Origin of the sequence: Pseudochrobactrum albidum, from assembly GCF_051851455.1 — a bacterium.
GTDB lineage: Bacteria > Pseudomonadota > Alphaproteobacteria > Rhizobiales > Rhizobiaceae > Pseudochrobactrum.
In genome coordinates this window covers 148,858-172,978 of the sequence record NZ_JBPVTR010000024.1, presented here as the reverse complement: position 1 = coordinate 172,978, position 24,121 = coordinate 148,858, and the positions used below count along the sequence as shown (strand labels likewise).

The window sequence follows — 24,121 nt, the reverse complement described above, 5'->3', positions numbered from 1 at the left end:
TTACCAATGACACGGGAAATCATCTACTTCTCGCGTCATGGCGAGACAGATTGGAACGTCTCGCAGCGTGTGCAGGGGCAGATGGATATTGATATCAATGACCATGGCCGCACACAGGCAGATCGCAATGGCGATATGCTGAAATCTTTGATCGGCAAGGCTGAAGGGTTTGACTTCGTGGCAAGCCCTTTGCGCCGCACCCGTGAAACGATGGAGCGGATTCGCACCCGCTTGGGGCTTGTGCCTTCTGAATACCGCACGGATCCGCTCTTGATGGAAGTGCATTTTGGTGATTGGCAAGGCCATATGATGGAAGAATTTGCCGCTGCCGGTGTTGGCGGGGCAGGGCTTCTGGCCGAGCGCGAGCGTGATAAATGGAATTTTGTTCCCCCGGGTGAGCATGCCGAGAGTTATATGATTCTCTCGCAGCGTATTGCCCGCTGGCTGGAGAGCGTGCAGAGCAAGACTGTTTGCGTAACCCATGGCGGCTGCATCCGCACTTTATTCTACCTTATTGAAGGTATGAGCGGGCAGGATGCCGCACATCTGAGTGTGCCGCAGGATAAATTGTTGAAGCTTGAAAATAACAGCCTGGAGTGGATTTAAAAAGATTGCGCAGATTTGGAATATCCCGTTTGGGCTGCTGCAAAACCACGCGTCAAAATAACAAAAGCGCCTGAAACGGCGCTTTTTTCATGCTTTAATTATTGAAAAATGATCAGCTGTCATCAGCCTCATCAATATTGCTGATATAACGGACTTTATCAACAACATCAAAAGTGACAATCACTTTCATGCCGGTTTCAATGGTGCTGTAATCAAACTCTCCGGGCAGGCGATATTCCTTGCCATCATCAAGGGTTAGCGTTTCTGCATCTTCATTAATGGCGGTAATTTTACCCTCAGCATCATCTGCCAGAGCTGTGCCGGCAAAAAATGGCGTCAGTAACAGCATGAGCAGAGCCAGAATACGCATATCAAATCCTTTGCGGGTAGAATTCTTTGCGGAAAGAGTGTCGGGTTGAAAACATGCCGTTCAATTATGGCATTTGAACGGCTGTGGCAGACAAAATACCGGTGATCATAGATTGTTATGCTTTATCTTTGCAAAAGTGAACCGGCTTTTTTCAGCCGGCGCTCTTCAGTGGTTTGACCGCAGGCTAAAAGCTGAATAAAAACACATTACCAGATTGAAATTAAAATGAGCCGCACAGAACCGGTTCAACTTGGGGTTTTTTATGTCGCATAACAGCTTTGGCCATCTTTTCCGCGTGACCACCTGGGGCGAAAGCCATGGTCCGGCTCTGGGTTGCGTAATTGATGGCTGCCCGCCGGGCATTCAATTTACCGAAGCTGAAATTCAGGCCTATCTTGATAAGCGCAAACCCGGCCAGTCCAAATATACCACGCAGCGCCGCGAGCCGGATCAGGTGCGGGTCTTGTCGGGGGTGCTGAGCGATGAAAACGGGGTGATGACCACAACCGGCACGCCGATTTCGATGATGATCGAAAATGTTGATCAGCGTTCCAGAGATTATGGGGAGATTGCCCGCCAATACCGGCCTGGGCATGCGGATTATGCCTATGATGTAAAATATGGCCTGCGCGATTATCGTGGCGGCGGCCGTTCTTCCGCGCGTGAAACCGCAGCCCGTGTGGCGGCAGGCGCCATTGCGCGTAAAATTGTGCCGGGGCTAAAAATCCGCGGTGCTTTGGTGGCAATGGGAATACATAAAATTGACCGCACGCGCTGGGATTGGGATGTGGTGGATACCAATCCTTTTTTTACACCGGATGCGGGCTCTGTTGAGCTGTTTGGGCAATATCTGGATGGTATTCGTAAAAGCGGCTCATCAATAGGCGCGGTAATTGAAGTGGTGGCTGAAGGGGTGCCTGCCGGCATTGGCGCGCCGCTTTATGGCAAGCTGGATCAGGATATTGCATCCGGTTTGATGTCTATTCCTGCCGTTAAAGGTGTGGAAATCGGTAATGGTTTTGAAGCGGCAATGCTTACCGGTGAGCAGAATGCTGATGAAATGCGCATAGATGCAGATGGTAATCCGGTATTCTTGTCAAATAATGCGGGTGGTATTCTTGGAGGCATTGCAACCGGCGCGCCGGTGGTTGCCCGTTTTGCAGTAAAGCCAACTTCATCTATTTTGACACCGCGCAGATCCATCGACAAGGATGGCAAAGAAGTGGATGTGATGACCAGGGGGCGCCATGATCCTTGTGTTGGCATTCGCGCGGTGCCGATTGGTGAGGCAATGCTCGCCTGTATAATTGCGGATCATTATTTGCGCCACCGCGGCCAGACTGGCCGCGTCTGAGTTAACAGGGCCAGACTGGCCGCGTCTGAATTAACAGGGGCAACCGGCCGCGTCTGAAGAAAATATGGTCAGCTTACTTAATGTGAAGATAATCCGGCGATAACGGAGAGAACCATGAGCTATAATCAGAAGCAGGTTGTTGATGCGCTGCGTGCCTTTGAGCGCGGTGAAATCGTTGTTGTGATGGATGATGACGGGCGTGAGAACGAAGGTGATCTGATTGTGGCGGCGGTGCATTGCACAGCGGAGAAAATGGCATTTATTGTGCGCCACACATCCGGCATTGTTTGCACGCCAATGCCGAGGCAGGAGGCAAAGCGCCTTAATCTGACAGCAATGGTTGCGGAAAATGACGCACCGCATTCAACGGCCTTTACCGTTACCGTTGATTACAAACATGGCACCACCACCGGTATTTCTGCCGATGACCGCACATTGACTGTGCGCAATCTTGCCAATCCCAATGCAGGGCCTGCGGATTTTGTGCGTCCGGGGCATATTTTCCCGCTGGTCGCCCGTGAAGGCGGGGTGCTGATGCGCTCCGGTCATACGGAGGCGGCGGTTGATTTGTGCAAACTGGCCAATCTGCCGCCGGTTGGTGTGATCTGTGAATTGGTCAATGATGACGGCACGGTTATGCGCGGGCCGCAGGTTACGGAATTTGCTGAAAAACACGGCCTGCATCGTATTACGGTTGCCGATCTTATCGCCTATCGCCAGCGCAAGGAGACGCTGATTGTGCGCATGGGCGAAACCGTGGCGGAGACGAGAGCCGGCGCGGCGCGTGCTTTTACCTATCAGTTGCCATGGGAGCCGATGCAGCATGTGGCGCTGGTTTTTGGCGATATTCGCGATGGTGAAGATGTGCCGGTGCGCCTGCATCGTGAAGATGTGCTGGCAGATACATTTGGTGCGTCACCGGCACTGGATGCTGTGTTGCAACGCATGGCGGCAGAGAAGCGCGGCGTGCTGGTTTATCTGCGGGAGGGGTCTGTGGGTGTGCGCTCACATGATGTTTCACGCCGCCGCGCTGAAAATTCGGAACGGGAAGACCATAAGGAAGCCAGAGCCCGTGAGGAAGAGTGGCGCCAGATCGGGCTGGGGGCGCAGATACTTAAGGATCTCGGCATCAGTTCCATCCGTCTTCTGGCTTCCAGAGAGCGTCATTATGTGGGGCTTGAAGGTTTCGGCATTACTATTCTTGAAACGGAAATCTTGTAATTTTTTCTGTCTTTAGATAAGGCAGGCAGCAACAGGGCATTATGGCAACGCGGCTTTATTCACATCCGGTTTTTCTGGAGCATCTTACGCCCGCCGGCCATCCTGAGCGGCCGGACAGGCTGCGCGCCTTGTTCAGTGTGCTTGAGGGGTATGATTATTATGCGCTGGATCAGGCGGAGGCGCCTGTTGCTGATGAACAGGTGCTGGAACTGGTGCATGATAAAGCCTATCTGCAGCGCATTAAAGCGCAAATTCCGCCCCCGCTCGGCGAGGCGCAGATAGCTTCCGGCATGGCGCAGCCGATTGTTAAAATCGGGCAGGATACTTATGCAAGCCCGCAAAGCTGGCAGGCTGTGCTCATTGCAGCGGGGGCAGCACTTGCCGCAACGGATGGTCTTTTTAACGCGCAGATTGATAATGCCTTTATCGCGGCCCGCCCGCCAGGCCACCATGCCGGCACCGATATGGCAATGGGGTTTTGCATGGCCAATACGGTAGCCATTGCCGCCCGTTATGCGCAAAGCCGCTATGGTGCGCAGCGCGTGGCGATTATTGATTGGGATGTGCATCATGGCAATGGCACGCAGGATATTTTCGAGGCTGATAAAAATATCCTGTTTTGCTCAACCCATCAGGCGCAGCTTTATCCCGGTACCGGCCTTGTGAAAGAGACCGGCATTGGCAATATTGTGAATGCACCTTTGGCCGCAGGCAGTGGCGGTGATGCGTTTCGGGAGGCGTTTTTAACGCGTATTCTGCCGGCGCTGGATAATTTCTGCCCCGATTTAATCTTGATTTCAGCGGGCTTTGACGGCCATTATCTTGATCCGCTTGCTCAGCTTAATTTAACCGAATCTGATTTTGACTGGGCAACAGGGCAGGTGATGGAACGTGCAGATCGTTTTTGTAATCACAGGCTGATCAGTTTTCTTGAAGGCGGATATGATTTGCAGGGCTTGTCCTTTTCCGCCGCAGCGCATATGACGCGTTTAATGAAAGGATAAATCATGACCGAGCCGAACACCACCAGACCAGCTTCCAATGATGATATTGCTGCGTTAAGCTTTGAAGAGGCGCTTAAACAGCTTGAGGAAATTGTTGATAATCTGGAGCGCGGTGATGTGGCTTTGGAAAAATCGATTCTGATTTATGAACGTGGCGAAGCGTTGAAAAATCATTGCGAGAAGCTGCTGCAATCGGCAGAAGATAAGGTGGAAAAAATCAAGCTCAACCGTGAGGGTTCACCTGTGGGTACTGAGCCGCTGGATCCGGAATAAGGCTGCGGGAATAAAACTTAATGATCCTGTGATCAGGAATGGCAGTCAGGCAAGGGTCGGCTGCTTTTTTATTCAGAACATTTTTTTAAAAAATGCTCCGAAATAATAAGGGCCTGCCCCCCAGACCAGCGTCCATAAGGCCGCGCCAATAATATTGGCAGTAAAAAATTTCAGCCAATGCATTTTTAAGGTTCCGGCCATAATGCCGTTGAGCTGGCGCAAAACGGCAAAAAAGCGTGCAACAATCACAATACCGCTGCCATATGTTTCAAATTGTGCCTCAAGCTTTTCCAGCCTCTGCGGTGTCAGCCTGATATAGGGCGCTATGCGTTCCAGCACTTTGCGCCCGCCAAAATGACCGATAAGATAGCCGGTGCTGTCGCCCAGAATTGCAGCCATAAATACCGCCGCCAGCATAGCCGGCAGCGATAAAGTGCCCTGCTGCGCCAATAGGGAGGAGGCGATAAGTATCGACTCTCCGGGCAGCGGCGCGCCGAAGCTTTCAAAATAAATAATAATGAATAATGCAACCGAGCCATAAACAGCAATATATGATTCAGCCCAGTGCATTATATCTGCCGCGCTATGGATGATATTACCGCAGCCGTTTCTGGCCGCTGATCATGTGATAGATGAGCAGAACCACAACCGCGCCGATAATTGATACGATCAGGCTGTAAATATTAAGGCCGGTAACACCCGCCGCGCCAAAAAAGTTGAAAATAATACCACCAATCACGGCGCCGACAATGCCAAGGACGATATCCATCAGCATGCCCTGACCGCTTTTATTGACAATTTTACTGCCGATAAAACCGGCAATGAGACCGAGAATAATCCAGCTGATAACAGACATTTGCTTTTCTCCGTGTCACTTTTCTTTTCTGTATGTTACCGGATATATCATTAAGAACACAGCCTTTTTATGTATATCCGGCGGTATCGTGCAGCTAAACTGCCAAAACCGGAGCATAAATTCTGTTGCGATTTATATAATCATGCTCTGGTAACTGTGTAAAACGCTCCCATATGATTGCAATCTTGGCAAGTGACAAACTTGCCAAGAGAATATTTTTGCGCAATGCTGTTTAATAATCTGCATGTGGCGGACAAGGAGGAAGTATCCTATGGGTCTTTTCGGTAATGACTCTTCGAATGAACCGGTACCGGGTGGCAATCTGACCAAACCGGTTTTGATTGCATTGGGTGCCTTGCTTGTCGGGCGCATGTTCAGCGGCAAATCCGAGGATAAGCAACAGCCTCAGCAAGGCGCTGCTGATGAGAATACTGCCGGCGGCGGTCTTGGTGATTTGCTGGGCAGTGTTCTGGGCGGCAATTCCGGCAATATGCAGGCAAATTCACAAGCGGGCGGCCTTGGTGGCCTGGGCGGGGTGCTTGGCGGCCTGCTTGGTGGTGTTTTGGGTGGCTCTTCCGCCACGCAGGCAGCACCTTCCGGTAATGCCTGCGGTTCCGCGGGCGGTTTGGGCGGCCTTCTGGAGCAGCTCACACAGGCCGGCCATGCCGATAAGGTTGAAAGCTGGGTTGGCAGTGGCAGCAATGCACCGATTGCGCCGGAGCAGCTTGGCGATGCGCTTGGCAGAAACAAGATTTCTGATCTTGCGCGGCAGGTCGGCGTTAATGAGCAGGATTTGCTGGCTGAGCTCTCGGCAGCATTGCCTGGTATTGTGGACAAGCTGACCGCAAATGGCCAGGTGCCGGATATGCAGCAATTGCTTAAAATGCTTGGCCAGAAATAGACAATTTCGAAAATTAAACCTGCCATAACCTGTTTAAAAAAACAGGTCATGCGGATGAATATTGCTCTGTTATGTGCTAACCAATTTGTGATTGAGTGTCCGGATGTCATATTCCGGACATTTCTTGTTTTATGATATATATAGGGCAATAAAAAATATCACGGGCTGTCAGAGCATATGAGATTTGACACAAGGTATATGACAGATTGTGATTAAATAATGATGATTGCAAAATACGGGCATATTGCGCACAAACGGTTAGCGGATGCAGCATCTGCGCTGCCCTGTTTTGTTTTATCACAGTCTCTTGTTTTGTTTGCAGCAGTCAAGGTAAGGTTTTTTGCATGACCGGTTTTAAAAATAAACTGCACACGCCATTGCTGGATCAGGTGCATGTGCCGGAAGATTTGCGGAAGCTTGATCCCTCACAATTGCCGCAGCTTGCGGATGAATTGCGAGCCGATCTTATCAATGTTGTGTCGCGTACCGGCGGGCATCTTGGTTCCAGCCTTGGCGTGGTTGAACTGACTGTGGCGCTGCACTATTTGTTCGACACCCCCAATGACAGGCTGATCTGGGATGTCGGCCATCAAACCTATCCGCATAAAATTCTCACCGGCCGCCGTGAACTTATGCCGACCATCCGGCAGGAGGGGGGCTTGTCCGGTTTTACCAAACGTGCGGAAAGCGAATATGATGATTTCGGCACCGGCCATGCGTCCACTTCAATTTCCGCAGGGCTTGGCATGTCGGTTGCAAGCGGCCTCAAGGGCGAAAAACGCAATGTGATTGCCGTGATCGGTGATGGCTCAATGTCTGCCGGCATGGCCTATGAGGCGATGAATAATGCCGGTGCGCTGGATGCGCGCCTGATCGTTATTCTCAACGATAATGATATGTCGATTGCCCCGCCAACGGGTGCCATGAGTGCTTATTTGGCGCGGCTTGTTTCTGGTGCCACCTATCGTAATCTGCGTGAAATCGCCAAGCAGGTCAGCAAAAAACTGCCTAAATTCTTTCAGGATAAAGCCCGGAAAACCGAGGAATTTGCCCGCGGTTTCTGGGCTGGCGGCACCATGTTTGAAGAATTGGGCATGTATTATGTAGGCCCTGTGGATGGCCATAATCTTGAACATTTGCTGCCGGTTTTAAGCAATATCCGCGATAATGTAGACGGGCCTGTGCTGGTGCATGTGGTAACGCAAAAGGGCAAGGGCTACCCGCCTGCAGAGGCGGCAGCCGATAAATATCACGGTGTTAACAAATTTGATGTTATCACCGGCAAGCAGGCCAGACCCTCTGCAAACGCGCCGAGTTATACAAAGGTTTTTGCCAATGCGCTGATTGAGGAAGCGCGCCATGATGAAAAGATTGTGGCGGTAACCGCGGCCATGCCGGACGGAACCGGCCTTAATCTTTTCGGGCAGGCATTTCCAAAGCGAACTTTTGATGTTGGCATGGCAGAGCAACATGCGGTGACTTTTGCCGCGGGGCTTGCTGCTGAGGGGCTGAAGCCCTTTGCGGCGATTTATTCCACCTTCCTGCAACGCGCCTATGATCAGGTGGTGCATGATGTGGCAATTCAGCATTTGCCGGTGCGCTTTGCCATTGATCGTGCGGGGGTTGTTGGTGCGGATGGCCCCACACATGCAGGCAGTTTTGATACTGCTTTTTTAAGTAATCTTCCGGGTTTTGTGGTTATGGCGGCATCGGATGAGGCGGAGCTGGTGCACATGGTGCGCACCGCCGCAGAATATGAGGAAGGGCCGATCGCATTTCGCTATCCGCGCGGTGATGGTGTGGGTGTTGATTTGCCTGAGCGTGGCACTGTGCTGGAAATCGGCAAGGGGCGCATTCTGCGTGGGGGCAGCAAAATTGCCATTTTGAATTTTGGCGCACGTTTGCAGGAATGTCTGGCAGCGGCTGATGAGCTGGATGCGGCAGGGCTTTCCGCAACGGTTGCCGACGCGCGTTTTGCCAAGCCGCTTGATCATGATCTGATCCGCCGCCTTGCTAAGGAACATCAGGTATTACTGACGATTGAAGAAGGCGCAGCCGGTGGCTTTGGTGCACATGTTTTGCATTTTCTGAGCCATGAGGGGGCGCTTGATCATGGTTTGCGTATCCGCACGCTTACCTTGCCGGATGCGTTTCTCAATCATGCCAAGCCAGAGGCCATGTATGCGCGCGCAGGGCTTGACCGTGCGGGTATTGTGCAGGCAGCCTTTGCAGCACTTGGCCGCGATATGCTGTCGGGTGAAGCCGGCGGCCTGCGTGCCTGATTACCGGATAAAATGAGCCTTTTGTTAAAGGTTTGGATAAAACATCTTGCACTGCGCTGCAGTCTCATTCATTGAGGCGGCATGAGTGAAAATACCGATAAAATACGCCTCGATCAGGCGCTGGTGGAGCGCGGGCTGTTTGCCACGCGCTCGCGTGCGCGCGATGCGGTGGCACGTGGCACGGTGCGTGTGAATGGTCTGGTGGCTGCCAAGGCCGGCCAGCTTGTAACTGCGCAGGCTGAACTTGCCGTTGAAGATCCGGCCAGTCGTTTTGTCTCGCGTGCAGCATTGAAATTGACTGCCGCGCTGGATCATTTCGGTTTTGAGGCAACGGGCAGAACGGCGCTGGATATTGGTGCTTCTACCGGTGGTTTTACGCAAGTTTTGCTGGAGCGCGGTGCAGATCATGTGATTTGTGTTGATGTCGGCCATGATCAGCTGCATCCATCCTTGCGCGGGGATCAACGCATTACCAATCTCGAAGGGGTGAATGCGCGCGTGCTGGATGCAGGCCATTTGCAGGAAAAAACGGTTGAGATCCTTGTGTCTGATGTCAGTTTTATCTCGTTGAAACTGGCTTTGCCCAAGGCACTTGCGCTTTGCGCTGATGGTAGCTGGTGCCTGGCATTGGTGAAGCCGCAATTTGAGGCCGGACGCGAGGCAATCGGCAAGGGCGGGATTCTCAAAGACCCGTCTTTGGGTGAAAAAACTGCACAGGATTTGCAGAATTGGCTTAACAGCCAGCCCGGCTGGCAGGCTTTAGGATATTGTGCTGCACCAATTACCGGTGGTGATGGTAATCAGGAATATATTTTGGCAGGCAAAAAGAACGGGAATGCCGCCGCAAAGGATGATGTCTGATGAGTTTGCGGGTCACAATCAATGCAATGGGAGCTGGCGGTGATGGCGTGGCGCAATTGCCGGAAGGGCAGGTTTTTGTGCCTTTTACTCTGCCGGGAGAGGTTGCCAATATTGCGCGGGATAAAAAACGCGCCAGCCTGATAGCATTGCTGGAGCCGTCGCAACAGCGGGTTGAACCGGCTTGCCGTCATTTTGAAGAATGTGGCGGCTGTGCCTTGCAACATTGGGAAATATCGGCTTATCAGGCATGGAAACGCTCGCTGGTCGCAAGCAGCCTTGACGGGCGCGGCCTGAAATATGAGCTTGCGCCATTGGTGCCCTGTGCTCCGCAAAGCCGCCGCCGTGCAACATTTGCCATTCGTAAAACCGAAGCAGGGCTTCTGCTCGGCTTTAACCGGCACCAGAGCCATGAGCTGATCAATATTTCTGAATGTGCGGTTACTGTTCCGGCCATTATTTCCCGGCTTGATGATCTGCGCAAAATTGCCACGCATCTGGCTGACGGCGCCAAACCATTCAGGCTGACGGTAACCGATACAGAATCCGGCCTTGATCTGGCTGCAAGCGGTTGTCCGTCACCCGATGATGCGGCGCGGCGCATTCTCACGCCTTTGATGATGGAACTGGGTTTTGCGCGCCTTAGTGTTGATGGCGAGATTATACTGGAGCCGAAAAAACCATTGATCACATTTGGCAAAGTGCCGGTTAATATTCCATCAGGCAGCTTCTTGCAGGCAACCATTGATGCAGAAAAAACCATGGTCACATTGGTGCTGGAGCATTTTAAAAAAGTAAAAAAAGCAGCAGATTTGTTTTGCGGTGTCGGTACTTTTGCCTTGCGCATGGCTGAAACCATGGCTGTTCACGCAGTGGAAAACGATGCGCAGGCTTTGGCGGCGCTTGATCGCGGTATTCGCCATGTGCAGGGTTTGAAGCCGGTCACTCATGAGCGCCGAGATCTTTTTCGCAGGCCGATCCTTTATAAAGACCTCAATACCTATCAGGCTGTGGTTTTTGATCCGCCGCGTGCAGGGGCAGAAGAACAGGCGCTGCAGATAGCCCGGTCTTCTGTGCCCAAAGTGGCTGCTGTTTCCTGTAATCCGGTAACGTTGGCGCGCGATCTCGCTGTTTTGGTCAAAGGGGGCTATAAAATTGAAAAAATTATCCCTGTTGATCAGTTTTTATGGTCATCTCATGTGGAAACTGTGGCATTGCTCTCAAAAAAATAAAGGCATTTAGAACATAATTGGATTTTTCTATATATTATAACAGGTGGTTTTTTGCTGTTAAATTTATGTTTTTAATGTAAAAATAATTTTTGTTTTTTTTCTATATTAATTTATGTTTTATTTGTGGTGTTTTGAAGGATAAATTTTGTATTTATTTTGTCTTTTACATTTATAATGTTGTGATTGCTGGTAATTTATTGGTGTTGTGAAATAATTTTAAATGTTTTTAATTTGGCCTGTGAGTTCGGAGCCTTTACGGCTCGGTTTCACAAAACTTCATATTAATGGGCTCCGGTCTTATATAAGGTAGTTTTATAAGATGATGAGCATAATGATATTGGCATTATGCGGAGCTTGAATACAGTTGAAAGGCTATTATGATGATTTCCGAAAATTTTGATTCAAAATTAGTTTGCAAAATTGTTGGAGATAAACTTTCCGTTTCAAATAGTAATGGGAAAACACTGACGCTTGGGTGTTCAGTTTATTATTCACCTGTCTGCGGTTAATTTAAATATAATTGAATGAGAGAAGATTTTACCGGACTTGCTCTTATATGGTCTGGTAAAATCTTTGAGGCTGACAGTGGATAGCTGAGAATGGTTATTTTTTTTGTCGGGCGATGAGGGCAAAGCGTTGAGGTAAGCCCTAAAAAAGCTATTTAACTTGAGCTTTTGCATTATTTTTGCGTCATTTTAACGGCAGTTATGTTGTCTGTTAAATCTATGTAATATTATTTTATATAGTTAAATTTATGTTTTATTTGTGGCGATTTTAAGAGCAAATTTTGCATTTTATATTTATAATATTATGATTGCTGGTAATTTATTGGTGTTGTGGAATAATATAAATTGTTTTTAACTTGCTCTGTGAGCTTGGGTTATTTACGGCCAGGTTTCACAAAACTTCATATTAACGGGATCCGGTCTTATGCCAAGCCCTTCTTATTCCAAGTCAAAGCTATAAGATAATGAGCGTAAAATACTGGCATAATGCGGAGCTTTAATACAATTGAAAGGCTATTACGATGATTTCCAAGAACTTTGATTCAAAACTGGTTTGTAAAATTGTTGGCGATAAACTTTCCGTCACAAATAATAGTGGAAAGACAGTTACACTTTTTATCACCTGTGTACGTGTTATTTAAATATAATTGAATGAGAGAAGATTTTACCGGACTTGCTCTTATATGGTCTGGTAAAATCTTTTTTGTTTTTGTCAGGTTTTATTCCATGAAAAAGAATGATGCGGATGATATATTCATAGATTTTTACAGATATTTACCTACAGAATACTATGATGGATTTTTGAATATACCGGATATTCCGGTTGAAGAAGGTAAATTTAAATCAATTATAGATCATTGTTATCTCCCGATTTTAAAGAAACTATGGGAAAAATTACTGATACTGGAGATGAATTTTTCCGATAAGGAAGGATTGCTGCAGGGAGAGACAGCGGATGAGCGGTTTTCTTTTTTTGTGAGGGAAATATGCAAAAAAGAAAACCTGAATGCGCTCTATAAAAAATATCCCGCATTGCAGGAAATCTGGCTGCAGGACAGCACAATATTTTCAAGTTCCCTGCATATTTTCTTTAAACATATTGCAACGGATATAGCAGAAGTTGTCAGGTGTTTTTATGGTTGCGATAAAGATATTTTGATCAGTGATATCAATATGTTAGGTGATCCTCACAGGTCAATGCGGCAAACAGCAAGAATTAAATGTACTGATGGGGATGGTTTTGAATATATAATTTACTATAAACCGCGCAATATGGAGATAGATGAAGGTTTTTATAGTTTTATTGATTGGTTTAATAAAAACTCTTCAATTACACATATTGCCCCGCGGGTTTTGCTTAAAGACGGTTATGGCTGGGCAGAGGCGATTGATCATAAAGATTGCGAAACGGTTGAACAGGTACAGAATTATTATCGCCGCTATGGATCGCTGATCGCGCTGACATATCTTTTTGCTGCCACAGATCTTCATATGGAAAATATTGTAGCGCATGGCCAATATCCGGTTATTGTGGATCTGGAGACACTGTTCTCCTGCACTTTGGCAACAGAAAAGCATTTGCCGGCTAAGGATCATCTTTATACATCGCTCTTATTGCCCACAGAAGTTATGTATGATGATCTGGAAATAAGCCCGCTGAGTGCACGCTCTCATACTGTGACCAATATTGATATATTGGTTAATCCGCAGAGAAAATCCTCCTCTTTGCGCATGGAAAAGCAGAAATTCACAACAGGTGACTATGCAAGCCAGCTCATGCTGAATGGTGAGGCGATTGATTTTCTTGATTATGAGGCGGATATTTTAAATGGTATGCGCGAGACGCTGGGTTTTCTGTATCGCAACCGGCAGCCTGTTATAATGAAAATCAATGATATTATGCGCCATGCTCCGGTGCGTATTGTCCGGCAGGCCACAGAGGAATATTCAAAAATTCTCTATAACTGCCGCCACCCTAATTCTCTGATAAAAAATAATTCGGATCAGGAATTATATCTGCTGAGCGATCCTTCACGTGACATTGCGATTATTAAATCGGAGATTGCAGAGTTACGGCAGGGTGATATTCCTTATTTTTATATGCCTTTTAATGGTTCTGATCTCTGTAACGGCACAGGGCAAAGACTTGATGTTGAAATATATCAATCGCCAGCTGAAAAATGCGAAGGTCGTTTTGCAAAACTCACGCCTGGCTATGTTGAGCAGATTATTGAGGATGCGAGATTTGCCTTTCTCGTATATCGGGCAAAAAAGGGCAGGGCCTGTTTAAAAACAGGGCAGAATTTTGCAGCATTTGCAAACCTGTCTGATCATCACTTTTGGGATGCATTGGCAAAATCAACACTCACAACAATTATGGAGCGTGCGCTCCATAGCGGGGAAAAAGTTTATTGGCGCAATATTCATGTGACCGGTAAGAATATGCGCGCTGATGTGAGCGGCACGGATCTCTATCAGGGTGCATCGGGAATTGCTCTGGCTTTTCATCTTGCCGGGCAGCGTTTGTCCTGCCGGCCATTTACAGATTTTGCAGAAAGGCTGGCGCTGCAGATTACAGAGCAGCTAAGAGAGGCGCCTGCTGCTGAGTTGGGTGCCTTCAGCGGCACGGCCGGCACATTATGGAGCCTGAGCGTTATAAAAAATGCATGCCTGCCGGATATGCTCCCTGTTATGGATCGGGAACTGGCAAAAATTGCATATAAATTACTGAATGAGAATATAAATCAATATAGCCGGATTGATTTTATCGGCGGAATTGCCGGAACGCTGGTAATGCTTTTGAGATTGCACAGGCTTTATTATGATTATCCGCTTGCACAGCAAATCAGCAAGCTTGCCGGAGCGGCATTTTTACTTTTAAAGATCAATGCAAAAGCGCTTTTAGATGAGGAAAAAACTTTATTAGGCTTTGCCCATGGCACGGCAGGCGTTTCAGCAGCGCTGGCACAATATATGACCTGTTTCAGAATTAAAGATGATGAGGCTGTGGAGATTATTCGTCATCATACCTGCCGCGAAGCCGCCTATCGCACGGCTAAAGGCTGGCCGCGTTTGGGAAGCGATGATCATTGCAGCACATCCTGGTGCCACGGAACCGCGGGTATCGGTTATTCCCGTTTATTCATTGAGCCTTATATTCCGGCACAAATCTATGCGGCGGATATGGCTGTTGTCAGGCAGAGGCTTGGAGAAATTCGCCAGTCACTTTGCCTGTGCCATGGTATGATGGCTGATTATTGTCTGGCGCCGGCATTTGGTGTGGATGCTGGTGCGATTGGCAACCAGATCCGTAAAACCATTGAGCAGGAGGGCGTAATAACCGATCTTGGCCTGAATGATTTTGAAATTGTCGGAGCCATGACCGGTGTTGCCGGCCTGTTTGCGGGGCAGGCACTATTGCTTGATAAATTCTGATCTGCAGGATTTGCCGCCTGCATAATTATGACATTGAAAAATTTAATGTTAAAAAGCGGGAGCTTCTCGCTTTTTAATTGTGTGATTTTCAGACGGCTGTGCCGCCGATTGTCATCTGATCCATACGCAGATGCGGTTGCCCCACACCCACAGGCACCCATTGCCCGCCCTTGCCGCAATTGCCTGAACCATTATCCAGCTTGCTGTCATTGCCGATCATGGTAATACGATGCATGGCATCAGGGCCGTTGCCGATCAGCATCGCGCCTTTTACCGGCGCGGTGATTTTACCATTCTCAATCATATAGGCTTCCGTGCAGCCAAACACGAATTTGCCGGAGGTGATATCCACCTGTCCGCCGCCAAAAGAGACGGCATAAATACCTTTTTTAACGGAAGATATAATCTCTTCCGGTGTCTTGTCGCCGGAGAGCATTATCGTATTGGTCATGCGCGGCATCGGCGCATGGGCATAGGACTGGCGCCTGCCATTGCCGGTTGGCTTCATGCCCATCAGGCGGGCATTTTGGCGATCCTGTATATAATTGACGAGTTTGCCATCCTCAATCAAAACCGTTTTATTGGTTGGCGTGCCCTCATCATCAATGGTCAGGGAGCCTCTGCGGCCGGCAATGGTGCCGTCATCAACAACGGTCACTCCCCTGGCAGCAACCTGCTGCCCCATGAGGCCGGCAAAGGCTGAAAGTTTTTTGCGGTTGAAATCCCCCTCAAGCCCGTGACCGACAGCTTCATGCAGCATTACACCGGGCCAGCCATTGGATAGAACAATATCAAATGTACCGGCCGGTGCGGGGATGGCTTCAAGATTGATCAGAGCCTGACGCAGCGCCTCATCGGCTGCATGTTGCCATGCGCCTGTGGTAATAAAATCATCGAACAGACAGCGGCCGCCGGCGGAATAGGAGCCGGATTCCTGTCTGTCGCCCTGTCCGGCAATGACAGAAATGGATAATCTGACCATGGGTCGCAAATCGCGGACAAAATGGCCGTCAGCGCGCAGGATCTCCACCTGTTGCCACGAGCCTGCAATAGCAATACTGACCTGCCGCACTTTGGGGTCTTTGGCGCGCAAATAGCCGTCAATTTGCTGAAGCAGAACAATTTTTTCATTAAATGTCGGTGCGATCAGCGGATTTTCATCGGTGTAAAGATGGCGGTTTGTGCCTGCCGGCGCAGCATTATAGCTGGATGAAGCCCTGCGGGAGATGGCAGAGGCGGCATCGGCTGCGCGTTTGAGGGCACCCTCGGTCATATCTCCTGAATGAGCATAGCCAACCCCTTCACCGGAGACACAGCGCAGGCCAAAGCCCTGTCCCTGGCTGTAACTGCCGTTTTTCAGGCGGCCATTATCAAAAACAAGCGCCTCGGATTCTGCATATTCCAGATAAAGCTCGCCGTCATCGCTGCCCAGAAGTGATTGGGAAACCAGTTTTTCAACCTGTTCGCGGCTGATATCAAATTCATCAATCAGGCTTCTTGGTGTGGCGGTGGTCATAAATACAGCTCCGGAACAATGACTCTGTCTTATGTTTACAGATTGGTTTTCTGTATATGGCGGCTTTTCCGGAGACGGGCAAGCAGAACAGGGAAAATTAAACGCCGCCGCCGGACTATGGCAGCGGCCGTTATTTCGCGATGCCTGAATTTACGGCAGCTTGTTAAATCCTTCACTGAAGCCCTGCAATTCCACAGGGATGCCCACGCCTTCTTCCGGTGTCTGGAAAACAATAAATGTTGCTGCCTTGCCTTTGCGCAGCGTGTCGATCAGCGCATCATCAAGAATAACTTCCGCATAGCAGCCATCTTCAAAACAGCGTACAAAATAGGCGCGGCCAATATCCTTGCCATCAACATTGAGGCCTAAGCCATTTGGCAGCAAGACGCCAAGCGGTGCCAGCACACGCAAAATGCGGGCTTTATTATCTGCGGTTTTAAGAACCACAACAGAAAGGCCAAGCTCAGGGCGGTCGGCAGCAATCACATTCTGGATCAGGGCGCATTGTTCAGTTTTTGCACCGGCCGGCTTGTCGCAAAGAATAGACCATGCACCATGCTGGGAGCGTAATGTGCCGTTTTTTTGTGCTGTGCCGGAATTCTGGCTGGCCGCTGCCTGCGGGGCGGCAGCCTTGGGATCAGCTTGCGGGGCAGGCTGGGTAAAAGCGGCAGAGGCGGATACAGCCATAAGGCCTGCACCGAGCAGAGCAGCGGCAAGTTTACGGCTGACAGAGGAGAAATGGCGCATATTCATGATACCCTTGGCGGCTCGGCAGACATTTCCGGCCGGAGCCGGTAAATGTTTTTTAAAAGCAGTTAAAAACGGCGGCTTTATGATTGTGGCAAATGCACAAGTCAAACAAGCCGTTTCCATATTGTGTGTACATTGATAATAGCGGAATTTGAACCTGATAAGGTAAAGTTTTGGTATAAATCAGATTTTAAACAACATTCTCATGAGAATTTGCCTTTGCGCCGCCGCTTGCTTTATCTGCAATCTCGCTTGATTTGAATCAATGTAAATATTTAATTTTTATGAGTTGATTCTCTCTGTTATGGCGTGCTGATCATGCAAAACCCCTTTTATGAGCTAGGGGCAGTATATGTTTCGGGAGGGGTTTTATCTGTGACTGAATGTGTATTTTTATAAAATACTATTTGAGATTTTTTAGCGATTAAATTTTTAACAAATTGATTTTAAAAGTTATTTCTTATCTTTTTAGCCGCGGTTTTTGCGCCGGCTAGCCGTTTGTATGCGTTTTTTCAAAAAATCATTACGCGCAAAAATGCCGCATAGGAAATCCTTCGCCTTCTTTGCTTGCTGTTATAATGTGTTGTTCAGTACGGTAGGGGAACCGGGCACCGGCTGGGGAAGGGCGGTGTCTGAAATAACCGGCAGGCTATAATCGGGAGAAGAAGTTCGTGAATAGGATTATTGCCACAAAAAAAGCTGTTGCAGGCATTCAATCTGCATTGAAGAGACAATTCATAGCCGGTGGCGCATTGGGCGCAACCACTTTTGCATTAATCGCGGGCGCATCAGTTTCCGCGCAGGCTGGCCAGCCGGTAGACTGGCAATTGAGCTGGCAGGCGGCAGCAACAAGAATTGCAGAGCAAATACACTGGTTTGAGCGCTATTCGCTCATGTTTATTATTCCGGTGACAGTTTTGGTTATGCTGTTGCTGCTCTGGTGTATTTTCCGGTTCAGCAAGAGGAATAATCCTGTCGCGTCAAAAACCAGCCATAACACAATGATCGAGGTGATCTGGACATTAGGACCGGTAATTATCCTGTTGTTTCTGGCCATCCCGTCTTTTCAGCTGCTCACGGCGCAATATTCTCCGGATGATCCCAAATTAACGGTTAAGGCAACGGGCTATCAGTGGTATTGGGGATATGAATATCAAACTGATGAGCCGCTGAGTTTTGATGCTGTATTGCTGAAGGATGAAGACAGGGCGGCGGCAGGCAAGCAGGATCTGGCTGTCTATCCGCGTCTTTTGGCTGTGGATAATGAAGTTGTGGTGCCTGTTAACACCACTGTGCGTCTTTTGGTTACCGCGGCAGATGTTATCCATTCATGGGCAATGCCTTCATTTGGTGTTAAAATGGACGGTATTCCGGGGCGCAACAATGAAACATGGTTCAAGGCAGAGCGTGAGGGGTTGTATTACGGCCAGTGTTCAGAGCTTTGCGGCAAGGATCATGCCTTTATGCCGATTGCTGTGCGTGTGGTGTCGCAGGAACAATATGATAAATGGCTGGCGGCCGCGCGCACCGATATTGACAGCGCCAATAAGGCGCTGATCGCCGAGATTGAAAATAGTAAAAGTGTGACTGTTGCCCGGAACTGACGGGCAGGGAACCGCCATATAATCTTGCCTATAAGGTGAATAACCTTTGACGGAGAGGTTCAGACACAGATCATACGCCGCCTGATATAAGAAATTGATGTTTCTTGAGATCAGGCTTATGCAGCAGATTACAATTCCGGAATAGTCCTGCCTGGATGATGCGGGATATTCTGCAGAGACGGGAGCAATCATATGGCTGGCACTTCAGCTCACGATACCCCAAAGGGCACCCTGCATTCAGGGCCGGATGCAAGCCACGATCACAAGCCGCATGGCTGGGTGCGCTGGGTATATTCAACCAATCATAAAGATATCGGCACGCTTTATCTGATTTTTGCGATTATCGCCGGCATTATCGGCGGCGCTTTGTCTATTGCAATGCGTGCTGAATTGCAGGAACCCGGTATTCAGATTTTCCATGGTCTGGCCACCATGGTTTATGGTGTTGAGGGGGATGCGGCGCTTGATGCGGGGAAACATATGTTCAATGTGTTTACCACCATGCATGCGCTGGTGATGATCTTCTTCATGGTTATGCCGGCGCTTATCGGTGGTTTTGCCAACTGGATGATCCCGCTGATGATCGGCGCGCCGGATATGGCATTCCCGCGTATGAACAATATTTCTTTCTGGTTATTGCCGCCAGCATTGCTGTTGTTGCTGATCTCCCTGTTTGTTCCGGGGCCTGCCGGTGGCTGGGGCGTTGGCGGCGGCTGGACTTTATATCCGCCATTTTCCACATCCGGGCAGCCGGGGCCTGCGGTGGATTTTGCAATATTGTCCATTCATATTGCCGGTATATCTTCCATTCTCGGTGCGATCAATTTCATCACCACAATTTTGAATATGCGCGCGCCGGGCATGACATTGCATAAAATGCCGCTTTTTGCATGGTCGGTGCTGGTAACGGCATTTTTGTTGCTGTTGTCTTTGCCGGTTCTGGCCGGTGGTATCACCATGCTTTTGACAGATCGCAATTTTGCAACGGCATTTTTTGCACCCGAAGGCGGCGGTGATCCAATCCTTTACCAGCATCTGTTCTGGTTCTTTGGTCATCCGGAAGTGTATATTCTTATCCTGCCGGGCTTTGGCATTGTCAGCCATATTATTTCCACCTTCGCCAAAAAGCCGATTTTTGGCTATCTCGGCATGGCCTATGCTATGGTTGCAATCGGTGTTGTCGGCTTTGTGGTCTGGGCGCACCATATGTATACGGTGGGGCTGTCGCTGGATACACAGCGTTATTTTGTCTTTGCAACAATGGTAATTGCGGTGCCGACCGGCATCAAGATTTTCTCATGGATTGCCACAATGTGGGGCGGCTCGATTGAGTTTCGCACGCCGATGGTCTGGGCAATCGGCTTTATCTTCATGTTCACCATTGGCGGTATGACAGGTGTGCAACTGGCCAATGCCGGCCTTGATCGTGCTTTGCATGATACATATTATGTGGTTGCGCATTTCCATTATGTCTTGTCCCTCGGGGCTGTTTTCGCAATCTTTGCCGGCTGGTATTACTGGTTCCCGAAAATGACCGGTTATATGTATAATGAGATGATCGGCAAGGTGCATTTCTGGGTCACCTTTATTGGTGTAAATCTGGTGTTTTTCCCGCAGCATTTCCTTGGTCTTGCCGGTATGCCGCGCCGCTATATTGATTATCCGGATGCTTATACCGGCTGGAATATGGTGTCGTCTTACGGCTCATATATTTCCGGTTTTGCGGTGCTTATTTTCCTCTATGGCGTATTTGAGGCTTTTGCCAAAAAGCGTGTGGCAGGTTCCAACCCTTGGGGAGAAGGCGCAACAACACTGGAATGGCAGCTGTCATCGCCGCCGCCATACCATCAGTGGGAGCAGCTCCCCTTTATCAAATAACAGGAGCGGGCGGCGGCGCAGCTGCTGCCCGTTTTCATATCTGCCCCAGGCGGTTCGCAGTTCATAATAACAGGCTTTTGAACAGGCATCGGCCTTTATTGCGGGGTTTCTGAAATATGGCAGATGTACAGCGGTTTTTTTGGGTGTATAGAGCACCTCCGCAGCCAAATTGCGAGGCAGCTTTGCATTTGAATAATCAGGCGGATAATCGGCCGGATTATGATCGGGATAATGGATGTAAGCAAAGAAGGAGAGCAAGATAGTTTTTCTGTTTTCTCTTCTCAATATTTGGTGAAAAGGCTTAAGCAATCATTCTGCCGGCTGTAATATTAAAACGGTGATCCATGGTGAAGATCGGCAACATTGCCTCTGATAACCTGCGCGCCGGAAAGCGAAGATAAGGGCACATATAACGAATGACTCTGGTTGAAAAAAATAACAGGGCTGGGGCGCAGGGGGCAGAATGTTATCTGTCAGAAGCCGGCGCGCGCGATTATATTGCGCTGTTGAAGCCTCGTGTTATGTCCCTTGTTGTGTTTACAGGGTTTGTTGGTTTGATCGTGGCGCCCGGGCATATGAATCCCGTGCTGGCGGCAATTGCTATTCTTTGTATTGCAATCGGCGGCGGTGCGTCAGGTGCACTGAATATGTGGTATGATGCGGATATTGACCGGATCATGAAGCGCACGAAAAAACGCCCTATACCGGCCGGTTTGGTGCGTGAAGAAACGGTTCTGGCCTATGGTATTGTGTTGTCGGTTTTCTCGGTGATGACACTTGGCCTGCTGGTTAACTGGCTGGCGGCTGCGCTTCTGGCCTTTACCATTTTCTTCTACAGCGTTGTCTATACAATGTGGCTGAAGCGCTCCACACCGCAAAATATTGTGATTGGCGGTGCGGCAGGCGCATTTCCGCCTATGATCGGATGGGCGGCGGCAACGGGCACAATCTCCCTTGAAAGCATTGTGCTGTTTCTTATTATCTTTTTGTGGACACCGCCGCATTTCTGGGCGCTGTCTCTGTTTACAAAAGGGGATTATGAAGCAGCAAAAGTGCCGATGATGCCGAATGTGAAGGGGGAAAAATCAACCCGTTTACAGATTGTTGTCTATAGTATGCTTGTGGCGCCTGTTGGGGTTCTGCCTTGGGTTTTGGGCTTTGGCGGCACTGTTTATGGTGTGCTGTCTGCTTTGCTTGGGGCGATTTTTGTGTTGCGTGCGTTGCAGCTCTGGATGGCACCGGAACATGAGGCGCAGATGCGGGCAGCACGTGCATTGTTCCGGTTTTCGCTGGTTTATTTATCGGCCTTGTTCATGGTGCTTCTGCTGGAGGTGCTGGTTGCCAAAATCTTGTCTGTGATCGGGGGATGATGATGGCAAAACAAACACAAAAGCCGGAGATTGAGCTGATCAGCCTGAGTGCAAAACAAAGAAAGGCGCAGCGCAGCCGTTCAATTGCGCTGGGTCTGGCTCTGGCGGCATTTGTGCTGATTGTCTATATTGGCACCTGGGTTAAACTGGGGCCTGACGTGTTGGTTCGTCCGATGTAAGGAGCGGGCGGGAAGCTGCGGGGAGGCGGCGCAAACAATGACACAACAACCGGAGAAAACCGGAGCTGGCGGTAATATAAATGCCGGGCGCAATGCAGGTGCTGAACAGGCAGAAAATTCTGTGCGGCATCAGCGCTCAAACCGTATTATCGCTTTATCATGCTTTAGTTTTTTTCTGGCGATGATCGGCATGGCCTATGCTGCGGTGCCTTTGTATCAAATGTTTTGCCGCGTAACAGGTTATGGCGGCACCACCCAGCGTGTGGAGCAAATGTCGGATATTGTGCTGGATAAGACTGTGAAAGTGCGGTTTGATGCCAATGTTTCCGGCGCTTTGCCATGGGAGTTCAGGCCCGTCCAGCGTGAAGTTACTGTACGTATTGGTGAAACCACGGTGATTTATTATGAGGCGCATAATATTTCTGACCGTCCCAGTTCCGGGCGCGCTACATTCAATGTATCTCCTGATCTGACCGGCTCTTATTTCAATAAAGTGCAGTGTTTCTGCTTTACCGATACCACATTGGCTGCCGGTGAGCGTATGGAAATGCCGGTTATGTTTTTTGTTGATCCGGATATTGTGAAGGAAAAAGACCTGAAAGATCTAAAGACCATAACACTGTCCTATACATTTTTTCCGCTGGATAAGGAGCCTTCCGGTTCAATTGTTATGCAGAATAATAATGCGGTAAAAACAGATGTTAAGCCGCAGGGCTAGAGCTTGTTTGTTTACACATATCCGCAACAGGATGCGATAATGTGTAAAACAGCAAACGGAGTAAAAAATAGCGCAAGAGGGCATCTTGCGGGTGAGAAAACAGGGTATCATCCGGATATTCCGGTGCCGGTATCCGGCAGATAAACAGAGGAGCCTTAAGGCCTGTAACCTTAAGGGGGAGACACATGGCAGATATTCATCAGAAGAACCATGACTATCATATTCTCGCGCCAAGCCCGTGGCCTTTTTTAAGTTCCATTGGCACATTTGTGCTGGCTCTGGGCGGCATTTCTTATATGCGCTATCTCAATTCAGGCGAGCTGAACCTGTTCGGTGTTAATTTTGTAACGCCGTGGGTCTTCTTTATTGGTATCGCCATTATCTTATACTGCATGTATGGCTGGTGGTCAGATACAATCCGCGAAGGGCGGGAGGGGCACCATACGCGCGTTGTTTCCATCCATTTGCGCTATGGCATGATTATGTTCATCGCCTCGGAAGTTATGTTTTTTGTGGCATGGTTCTGGGCGTTTTTTGATGCCAGCCTGTTCCCGAATGAAGCCCATCAGGTAATGCGTGCGGAATTTACCGGTGGCCAATGGCCGCCAAAGGGCATGGAAGTGCTCGATCCTATGCATCTTCCGCTTTACAATACGGTTATTTTGCTGCTTTCCGGTTCCACGCTGACATGGGCGCATCATGCGCTTTTGCATAATGATCGGAAAGGGCTGGTCTGGGGTCTGTCGCTGACTGTGGCGCTGGGTGTGCTCTTTTCCTGTGTGCAGGCTTATGAATATATTCACGCGCCCTTTGCATTCAAGGATTCCGTCTATGGGGCAACCTTCTTCATGGCCACCGGTTTTCACGGCTTCCATGTGTTGGTGGGCACAATCTTTCTCGCTGTTTGCTTGTTGCGCGCTATTGGCGGTGATTTTACACCAAAACACCATTTCGGCATGGAAGCTGCGGCCTGGTATTGGCATTTTGTGGATGTGGTCTGGCTGTTCCTGTTTTTCAGCATTTATGTATGGGGCTCATGGGGCGCGCAATTTGCCAGCCATTAGGGCATTGCTTCACGTCCTGTGAAGAGTGAAAGGTTAAAAACAGCGCCGTGTTCCGGAGGGGGACGGCGCTGTTTATATTCTGAACTGTGTATGGTCTGAAACGGCATTCCTATAATCGACGGGGCTGAAAAACAGGGGCGAGGA

At 49.2% G+C, this 24,121-nt stretch carries 22 protein-coding genes; 16 read left to right on the top strand and 6 right to left on the bottom strand.

The window, feature by feature from the left end:
• Nucleotides 1-6: 6 nt before the first annotated feature.
• Nucleotides 7-606, top strand: a complete 600-nt coding sequence (locus ACSTTO_RS11895) for a histidine phosphatase family protein (RefSeq protein WP_439273424.1) — start codon at nt 7-9, stop codon at nt 604-606.
• Nucleotides 607-718: 112 nt separating this feature from the next.
• On the opposite strand, the gene ACSTTO_RS11890 is transcribed toward ACSTTO_RS11895, so the two are convergent.
• Nucleotides 719-976, bottom strand: a complete 258-nt coding sequence (locus ACSTTO_RS11890) for a DUF1344 domain-containing protein (RefSeq protein ID WP_439273423.1) — start codon at nt 974-976, stop codon at nt 719-721.
• Nucleotides 977-1,238: 262 nt separating this feature from the next.
• On the opposite strand from ACSTTO_RS11890, the gene aroC reads away from it, so the two are divergent.
• The 4 genes from aroC (at nt 1,239) to ACSTTO_RS11870 (ending at nt 4,828) form a co-directional block, all read left to right on the top strand.
• Nucleotides 1,239-2,330 (top strand): chorismate synthase, encoded by a 1,092-nt coding sequence (gene aroC / locus ACSTTO_RS11885; protein ID WP_439273422.1) that lies wholly within the window; start codon nt 1,239-1,241, stop codon nt 2,328-2,330.
• 114 nt (nt 2,331-2,444) lie between these two features.
• Nucleotides 2,445-3,551, top strand: coding sequence for a 3,4-dihydroxy-2-butanone-4-phosphate synthase (ribB, locus tag ACSTTO_RS11880; protein ID WP_439273421.1), 1,107 nt, complete (start codon nt 2,445-2,447; stop codon nt 3,549-3,551).
• A 41-nt stretch (nt 3,552-3,592) separates the two neighbouring features.
• Entirely contained in the window at nt 3,593-4,555 is a 963-nt protein-coding gene (locus ACSTTO_RS11875) for a histone deacetylase family protein (RefSeq protein WP_439273420.1), read from the top strand.
• 3 nt (nt 4,556-4,558) lie between these two features.
• On the top strand, nt 4,559-4,828 hold the full coding sequence (locus tag ACSTTO_RS11870; protein WP_439273419.1) for an exodeoxyribonuclease VII small subunit: 270 nt from the start codon (nt 4,559-4,561) through the stop codon (nt 4,826-4,828).
• A gap of 72 nt (nt 4,829-4,900) precedes the next feature.
• Here the strand turns inward: ACSTTO_RS11870 and ACSTTO_RS11865 are convergent, their stop codons facing one another.
• Both ACSTTO_RS11865 and ACSTTO_RS11860 read right to left on the bottom strand, forming a co-directional pair.
• Nucleotides 4,901-5,398: a DedA family protein gene (locus ACSTTO_RS11865; protein ID WP_439273418.1), complete on the bottom strand. Its 498-nt coding sequence runs from the start codon at nt 5,396-5,398 to the stop codon at nt 4,901-4,903.
• Between the two features lie 25 nt (nt 5,399-5,423).
• Nucleotides 5,424-5,684, bottom strand: a complete 261-nt coding sequence (locus ACSTTO_RS11860) for a GlsB/YeaQ/YmgE family stress response membrane protein (RefSeq protein WP_439273417.1) — start codon at nt 5,682-5,684, stop codon at nt 5,424-5,426.
• A gap of 271 nt (nt 5,685-5,955) precedes the next feature.
• Between ACSTTO_RS11860 and ACSTTO_RS11855 the strand changes: the two genes are divergently transcribed.
• The 5 genes from ACSTTO_RS11855 to ACSTTO_RS11835 all read left to right on the top strand — a co-directional run bounded on the left by ACSTTO_RS11855 (nt 5,956) and on the right by ACSTTO_RS11835 (nt 14,898).
• Nucleotides 5,956-6,585: a YidB family protein gene (locus tag ACSTTO_RS11855; RefSeq protein WP_439273416.1), complete on the top strand. Its 630-nt coding sequence runs from the start codon at nt 5,956-5,958 to the stop codon at nt 6,583-6,585.
• 344 nt (nt 6,586-6,929) lie between these two features.
• On the top strand, nt 6,930-8,867 hold the full coding sequence (gene dxs, locus ACSTTO_RS11850) for a 1-deoxy-D-xylulose-5-phosphate synthase (protein ID WP_439273415.1): 1,938 nt from the start codon (nt 6,930-6,932) through the stop codon (nt 8,865-8,867).
• An 81-nt stretch (nt 8,868-8,948) separates the two neighbouring features.
• Nucleotides 8,949-9,728 (top strand): TlyA family RNA methyltransferase, encoded by a 780-nt coding sequence (locus ACSTTO_RS11845; protein ID WP_439273414.1) that lies wholly within the window; start codon nt 8,949-8,951, stop codon nt 9,726-9,728.
• Complete coding sequence (locus tag ACSTTO_RS11840; protein ID WP_439273413.1) at nt 9,728-10,957, top strand: class I SAM-dependent RNA methyltransferase; 1,230 nt, start codon at nt 9,728-9,730, stop codon at nt 10,955-10,957. Before ACSTTO_RS11845 ends, ACSTTO_RS11840 begins: the two co-directional genes overlap by 1 nt.
• A gap of 1,157 nt (nt 10,958-12,114) precedes the next feature.
• Complete coding sequence (locus ACSTTO_RS11835) at nt 12,115-14,898, top strand: type 2 lanthipeptide synthetase LanM family protein (protein WP_439273412.1); 2,784 nt, start codon at nt 12,115-12,117, stop codon at nt 14,896-14,898.
• Between the two features lie 88 nt (nt 14,899-14,986).
• Here ACSTTO_RS11835 and tldD read toward each other — a convergent pair whose 3' ends face one another.
• The gene (gene tldD, locus ACSTTO_RS11830; RefSeq protein WP_439273411.1) at nt 14,987-16,414 is read right to left on the bottom strand and encodes a metalloprotease TldD; all 1,428 of its coding nucleotides are present in this window, start codon (nt 16,412-16,414) and stop codon (nt 14,987-14,989) included.
• 150 nt (nt 16,415-16,564) lie between these two features.
• Nucleotides 16,565-17,161, bottom strand: coding sequence for an invasion associated locus B family protein (locus ACSTTO_RS11825; protein ID WP_439273811.1), 597 nt, complete (start codon nt 17,159-17,161; stop codon nt 16,565-16,567).
• Nucleotides 17,162-17,886: 725 nt separating this feature from the next.
• Here ACSTTO_RS11825 and coxB point away from each other — a divergent pair.
• A complete protein-coding gene (gene coxB / locus ACSTTO_RS11820) occupies nt 17,887-18,768 on the top strand; it encodes a cytochrome c oxidase subunit II (RefSeq protein ID WP_439273810.1) in 882 nt (293 codons plus the stop codon).
• A gap of 192 nt (nt 18,769-18,960) precedes the next feature.
• Nucleotides 18,961-20,646 (top strand): cytochrome c oxidase subunit I, encoded by a 1,686-nt coding sequence (gene ctaD, locus ACSTTO_RS11815; RefSeq protein WP_439273410.1) that lies wholly within the window; start codon nt 18,961-18,963, stop codon nt 20,644-20,646.
• Here ctaD and ACSTTO_RS11810 read toward each other — a convergent pair.
• Nucleotides 20,596-20,955, bottom strand: a complete 360-nt coding sequence (locus tag ACSTTO_RS11810; protein ID WP_439273409.1) for a hypothetical protein — start codon at nt 20,953-20,955, stop codon at nt 20,596-20,598. The two genes, ctaD and ACSTTO_RS11810, sit on opposite strands and share 51 nt — an antisense overlap.
• A gap of 107 nt (nt 20,956-21,062) precedes the next feature.
• Between ACSTTO_RS11810 and ACSTTO_RS11805 the strand changes: the two genes are divergently transcribed.
• The 4 genes from ACSTTO_RS11805 (at nt 21,063) to ACSTTO_RS11790 (ending at nt 23,977) form a co-directional block, all read left to right on the top strand.
• Nucleotides 21,063-22,016 carry a heme o synthase gene (locus ACSTTO_RS11805; RefSeq protein WP_439273408.1) on the top strand — a complete coding sequence of 318 codons (954 nt, stop codon included), beginning with the start codon at nt 21,063-21,065 and terminating at the stop codon, nt 22,014-22,016.
• A 2-nt stretch (nt 22,017-22,018) separates the two neighbouring features.
• Nucleotides 22,019-22,195: a cytochrome c oxidase system small membrane protein gene (locus ACSTTO_RS11800; RefSeq protein ID WP_439273407.1), complete on the top strand. Its 177-nt coding sequence runs from the start codon at nt 22,019-22,021 to the stop codon at nt 22,193-22,195.
• A 37-nt stretch (nt 22,196-22,232) separates the two neighbouring features.
• Entirely contained in the window at nt 22,233-22,913 is a 681-nt protein-coding gene (locus tag ACSTTO_RS11795; protein ID WP_439273406.1) for a cytochrome c oxidase assembly protein, read from the top strand.
• Nucleotides 22,914-23,098: 185 nt separating this feature from the next.
• A complete protein-coding gene (locus tag ACSTTO_RS11790; RefSeq protein WP_439273405.1) occupies nt 23,099-23,977 on the top strand; it encodes a cytochrome c oxidase subunit 3 in 879 nt (292 codons plus the stop codon).
• The last annotated feature ends 144 nt before the right edge of the window (nt 23,978-24,121 follow it).